At 46.6% G+C, this 5,045-nt stretch carries 9 protein-coding genes; 1 reads left to right on the top strand and 8 read right to left on the bottom strand.

Annotated elements, in window-relative coordinates:
* Positions 1-493: 493 nt before the first annotated feature.
* Genes ACJMM9_RS10090 through ACJMM9_RS10080 form a run of 3 tightly spaced genes read right to left on the bottom strand, consistent with a single transcriptional unit; the run spans position 494 to position 1,309 of the window.
* Positions 494-790: a DUF3847 domain-containing protein gene (locus ACJMM9_RS10090; RefSeq protein WP_002584328.1), complete on the bottom strand. Its 297-nt coding sequence runs from the start codon at positions 788-790 to the stop codon at positions 494-496.
* A complete protein-coding gene (locus tag ACJMM9_RS10085; RefSeq protein ID WP_002584329.1) occupies positions 783-1,124 on the bottom strand; it encodes a DeoR family transcriptional regulator in 342 nt (113 codons plus the stop codon). Before ACJMM9_RS10085 ends, ACJMM9_RS10090 begins: the two co-directional genes overlap by 8 nt.
* Positions 1,121-1,309 (bottom strand): hypothetical protein, encoded by a 189-nt coding sequence (locus ACJMM9_RS10080; protein WP_002584330.1) that lies wholly within the window; start codon positions 1,307-1,309, stop codon positions 1,121-1,123. The genes ACJMM9_RS10085 and ACJMM9_RS10080 overlap by 4 nt, the downstream gene beginning before the upstream one ends.
* A 483-nt stretch (positions 1,310-1,792) precedes the next feature.
* Between ACJMM9_RS10080 and ACJMM9_RS10075 the strand changes: the two genes are divergently transcribed.
* Positions 1,793-2,599 (top strand): helix-turn-helix transcriptional regulator, encoded by an 807-nt coding sequence (locus ACJMM9_RS10075; RefSeq protein ID WP_002584331.1) that lies wholly within the window; start codon positions 1,793-1,795, stop codon positions 2,597-2,599.
* Positions 2,600-2,717: 118 nt separating this feature from the next.
* On the opposite strand, the gene ACJMM9_RS10070 is transcribed toward ACJMM9_RS10075, so the two are convergent.
* The 5 genes from ACJMM9_RS10070 to ACJMM9_RS10050 all read right to left on the bottom strand — a co-directional run.
* A complete protein-coding gene (locus ACJMM9_RS10070) occupies positions 2,718-3,209 on the bottom strand; it encodes a nucleotidyltransferase domain-containing protein (protein WP_002584332.1) in 492 nt (163 codons plus the stop codon).
* Positions 3,210-3,260: 51 nt separating this feature from the next.
* On the bottom strand, positions 3,261-3,638 hold the full coding sequence (locus tag ACJMM9_RS10065; RefSeq protein WP_002584333.1) for a TnpV protein: 378 nt from the start codon (positions 3,636-3,638) through the stop codon (positions 3,261-3,263).
* Positions 3,598-3,960 (bottom strand): helix-turn-helix transcriptional regulator, encoded by a 363-nt coding sequence (locus ACJMM9_RS10060; RefSeq protein WP_007887891.1) that lies wholly within the window; start codon positions 3,958-3,960, stop codon positions 3,598-3,600. The genes ACJMM9_RS10065 and ACJMM9_RS10060 overlap by 41 nt, the downstream gene beginning before the upstream one ends.
* A 64-nt stretch (positions 3,961-4,024) precedes the next feature.
* Positions 4,025-4,183: a Maff2 family mobile element protein gene (locus ACJMM9_RS10055; RefSeq protein WP_405326313.1), complete on the bottom strand. Its 159-nt coding sequence runs from the start codon at positions 4,181-4,183 to the stop codon at positions 4,025-4,027.
* Positions 4,184-4,379: 196 nt separating this feature from the next.
* Positions 4,380-5,045: type IV secretory system conjugative DNA transfer family protein (locus ACJMM9_RS10050; RefSeq protein ID WP_405326310.1), on the bottom strand; the 666-nt coding region annotated here is incomplete at its 5' end.

The raw sequence follows: 5,045 nt of genomic DNA, 5'->3' as shown, positions 1-5,045 counted from the left end.
ATAACTTTCTTGCAATAGACACAATAATGCCAAAGTATAGCACTACCGCATATTTTGATTTTATTTGCAAGAAAAGTTAATCATCTTCCCACCTCTTTCTAAATTTCAAAATATTATACCATAAATCGCAGGCAAATACAAGTGGTTATAAAAATTTAACAAATCGCTTATAATACAATCATATAACTTTACGCATTCCTTACTGACCGTAAAATTCCGATTTATTGCTGACTTTATTATACTTTATTGCCTATCGAAAAGATAGCATATTTTATGAAACTTGTCGGCTGGGAACAGCTTGCAACGCAAGGTGTCCCCAGATGACAAGTCCACAAAAGGGTAGCTGGCGGTAGCCAGCGCAGGGGAAGCGTAGCGTCCCCTGTATGATTTGGAGCAGACCATGACTGCGAAAAATCACAGCCCTCCGGCAAGGAGCCTTCGGAGAACGCAATGCACCAACCTTTGGGTGGTGTATAATTGCGCCCTTAGTAAACTAAGGGGTTTCCGGCTTCTCACGTTCCAGCAGTTTCTTCAATAGTTCCTGCGTGTCCTGCCTGTGAAAAATGAGTGTCAACAACAGCATGACATCATCATCTGTCAGGCGTTCCGGCTCTTGCAGAAAACTTTCCAGCATACCGCCACGAGTACAGAGCCGGTGTGTCCGTTCTTTTCGGGTAAGCTGCTTTAGCTGGTGCTGCAATGCCTTTTCATCATTGATGGCTTTCCGCAGTTTCTTTTCACTCTTTTCCAACTCTCGGTTGAGCTTTTCCAGCTTTGAGGTATCAGGCAAGGGCAGCGTCCTCCTTTCCCGGTATCAGCACATAAATCCTGTTTGGTTCTCCAACGCCCTGACGCACTCGCATGATCAGTCCGGCGGTTTCCAGTTCATTCAGAGAACGCTTGACCGTCATGGGGCTGCGGGACAGGACTGCGGCAATGGCTGTGACAGGGAAGCAGATAAACAGGATTCCGTTCTCGTCCTCCTGTCCGTTGGATAGCATAGCGTCCAACATCCGGCAGTACATGACCTTTGCGGTGCTGCTGACTGGAAATCCTGTCAACGCTCTGGGAAAGGGCATACAGGGCGGCAACGGTGTGCCTATCGTCATAAATTCAAAATTCATTCGGTGTGTTCCTCCTTTTTCTTTGCTCTTTTGGATAAATAACGGGGGCAGTCAACCACAACCGCCCGGAAGCTCTGCTTGCACCCATGCTTGCATTTCCGGCATAATTCGTTGTAAGTGACACGCCCCCGGTCATTGAGGTAAAAAGAAAGCTCATGCTTCCTCTTTTTGCTCATTCTCGGCATATTGCGTTTCCTCCCGTTTTAGTGTATAGTTTCGGGGCGATTTTCGGCAAAATTACGGTCATAGAGCCGTCTAAAATCTCCAGAAGTATCAGCAATAGGGTAGACTATCCCCCTATCAGATTGTCGTGTTTCGGTATCATTTCGGTATCAGTTCGCCAGTTCTCCCCGGTGTCGTTCCTCCCCTGAATCTCACAGCGGCGTATTGCTCCCTTTGGTACGCTCGTTTCGGTCAGGGTTCCTCCATATCCCTGCCAAAAGTCATGGCGCTACATCGCCGGGGAAGCATATCCCACACAGGCTGGTCATTCGATTGGAATAATCCATCGATGAACTACCTGTATCATAGAACATTTTTGTGCCCTGTGCCGTATGTCCACAAAGTAGGAATTAAGGGTAAAAATCAGAAATTTCCACGATTGCGGAAAGTATGATATAATCCAGTTAAGCGGCAGTAATGAAACCGCCGGAAAGGAGCGTGCGCCCATGAAAGGAGCGACAAGCATACAGGAACGCCTTTGGGAACTCCGCAAGGACAAAGGCTTAAATCTGGAAGAATTATCAGAGCTGACGGGCATTTCCAAATCAGCTCTTGGCAGTTATGAAAAAGAGGATTATAAGGAAATCAATCATGGCAACCTTATCACGCTGGCAGACTTCTATGGGGTTTCCGTTGATTATCTGCTGTGCCGGACAGAGAACCGGGAGCAGATCAACACGCCACTAACAGAGCTGCATTTGAATGATGAGATGGTGGCACTTCTGAAAGGCGGTCGGATTAACAACCGTCTGCTCTGTGAGCTTGCCACTCATAAGGACTTTATCAAGTTTCTTGCGGACATTGAGATTTATGTAGATGGGATTGCCACCATGCAGATTCAAAACCTCAACGCCCTTGTCGATACTGTCCGGCATGAAATCATTGAACGGTATCGCCCCGGCGAAGACGACCCGCATTTGAAAGTGCTGCAAGCCGCCCATATCAGCGATGATGAATATTTCAGCCACATGGTTCTTGATGACCTCAATCTCATTATCCGGGATATTCGGGAAGCCCACAAAAAGGACAGCGAGAGTGCGCCCCAGACCACCGTTGCCGATGAATTGAAAGAAAATTTGGAAGCGGTTGAAAATTTCAAGGGCAGTCGGGATGAAAAGCTGGTTGTCCTTTACTGCAAGCAGCTCGGCATCAACTATAAAAATCTGTCAGACGAAGAATTTCGCTGGCTCATTCGGATTCTACAAAAATCAAAGAAAACAGGAACTCCTATCAGTCAAAGGAAAAAACGGTAAAGAAAAACCGCTGTTGCATGGTTGTGTTTGCTTCCATGTAGCAGCGGTTGGTGCTATACTTATTCAGTTAAAATTTCAAAGCGATAAAGTGGAATTTATCTTAGAAATTACAGCAATGTTATTTTGATAAACTTTCAAGAATTGAAATATCATGCTTATCTTTATCTCTTAATTCATAACCTGAATGGAAAACTCTTTGGCCTTTTAAGGATATACAAGGAATTGTTTTTCCTTCAAAAAAAGCACTACCAAAGTAATCTTTTTCAAACTCATACCAGCCACCCTCTAAATCAGCTTGTTTTGAAGTTCCGTCCTCACTTAAAACGAACGGGTGAATGTCTAAGTAACCAAGTTCATCACTATATAACTCTATTCTAACCGGTTTCCAGTCTGTATCAATTTTATAGCCCAGATTCAAAAGCACATTTAACAATTTTTCCGTATGTTGAGCATCAAAATTTATATCTATATCTCTATGAATTCTTGTTTGTTTACCAGCTAAAATATCTACACCCCATCCGCCATCCAACCAGTATGTAATTCCAGTATTTTCGAATAATTCTATTACTTTCATTAAATCTTCTTTTGTTGTTATTTCTTTTCTACCCATACAAAGTCTCCTTTACAACTTCTAATTTGTAATAATCATTCTACCATACCGTTATGAATAAATCATCTCATGTAAAACAATTTCTTCTGCCCGGTTGTGAATGTTATTGCAACGCTGCACCCATTCCATTTGACGGGTACGCTTCAATTCCTCGGTCACGCCCTCGGCAGCTTTCATCTGCTCCATGATGGTGTCTAACCGTTTCTGTGCCTGTTCGTTCAGGTCTGCAAGATATGTCCACAATTCCCCGGTCAGGGTCAATGTGTGTAATCTGGCTGGGCAGACTTCTCTTAAATATTCCCGGTGCATCCGTCCGTACTTTCCGATGGGGCGGTGTTCCTCCGGCAACTTCAAGTCCGGGATGTAGTAATCTCCAACAAGGATATAATCAATTCCGTTTTCTTTTATTCTTGGTTTCAATTCGCTCATGTTCCTTACCTCCTGTGGAAGCAGGCTCGTCTGGTACTAACTCAATCACATCGGTAATCTCACAATTCAGCGTTTCGCAGATACGGGCTAATGTATCCATGCTGATGTGCTTTCCCTCTTTGCTCATGTTGGCAATCATATTTGTTGTCATACCAGCGGCAAGCCTTAAATCCTCTTTTCTCATATCACGCTCTAACAGTGTGTGCCAGAGTGGTTTATAGCTGATGTGCATATTGTTTTCCTGCCTTTCTATCCATACCACCGGAGCGGCTGCCCCGGCAGGAACTTTTCTCTTATTATAGCACCAATCTTGTGAAATCACAATTTATTCTTGTAGCCTGCCGCTGATACCGTCTGGATTGGCTTTTCCTTTCTTTTTGTTCCCTTTAATTAGCCATGAACTGCTTGATGCCCTGGCTCTTGGCCGCTGCGTTATCGGAGCCGTAGCCCTCCAGCAGATTGACTACGCCCCACACAGCAAGGCCAGCGCCCAGAGCCACAACGAGGGTCTGCAAGGTAGTAACAGCGGAAGTGAAAAAAGCCATATATGCCTCCATTTCTCCGGGGCCATACCCCGGCCTCGTCGCCGCAAACTTCATATCGTTCATTTCCGCGCAAGCGCGAAAAATCACTCATTCCGTTGCGGCTCCTCTTCCCACAAAATCTTTGATTTTGCGGGAACCCATAATAATAGCCGCCCATAAGGGCGGCGCGTCATCCTCTGGCCACCATGACCAGAGGTTATACAAAGGTGTCCGGGTCGTCGAGGTCGTCATAGTTGAGGATGTCCTCGTCCTCTTCCATGTGCGCCTCGTCTGGTACGGCCACCTCGTAAACGGTGTATTGCTCATTGGGGTTGAGCTTGTCCATGCGCCGGGTGACAAGACTTTGCAGGTCAAAGGCGTTGCGCTTGTCAGCCTCGGCGGTGTATTTGTAGTTGGGGTGCTGTTTCAAATCGTATTTCTTGGAGTAGAACGGCGGCAGGCCCCGAAGCTGTAAAATGCACCGATCTCCGGGCATGGTAGCCAATTCGCTGGGGGTCATCAGCTCCCGGCCCAGCCGCTGGGTGTTCTGGCTGAAACTTTCCGACTGCCCTCGGGAGCGGCCCTCGGTCTGCATGGAGATCGTGGCCTTGCCCAGCCAGTTTTCGGAAATCTCCTTGATGGTGGTACTTTCCCGGCCACCAAGGAAAATCATGGTGTCCATATTGCCGAAGATCGTTTCGGCATTGTCCTTGTAAATGGCCTTGCATTGGGACTGCGCCTGATACAGAAGCGCCAGACTGATCTCGCGTGAGCGGATGACGGCTACTAACTTCTCCAGTTGTGGGACTTGTCCCGTATTGGCGGCCTCATCCCAAAGCACCCGCACATGATGGGGCAAACGCCCGCCGTGTACGTTGTCGGC

The sequence above is a fragment of the Fibrobacter sp. genome (genome assembly GCF_045112255.1).
Taxonomy (GTDB): Bacteria; Fibrobacterota; Fibrobacteria; order Fibrobacterales; family Fibrobacteraceae; genus Fibrobacter.
Note: the sequence above shows the minus strand (reverse complement) of the source record. Positions and strands in the feature narration are given on the sequence as shown.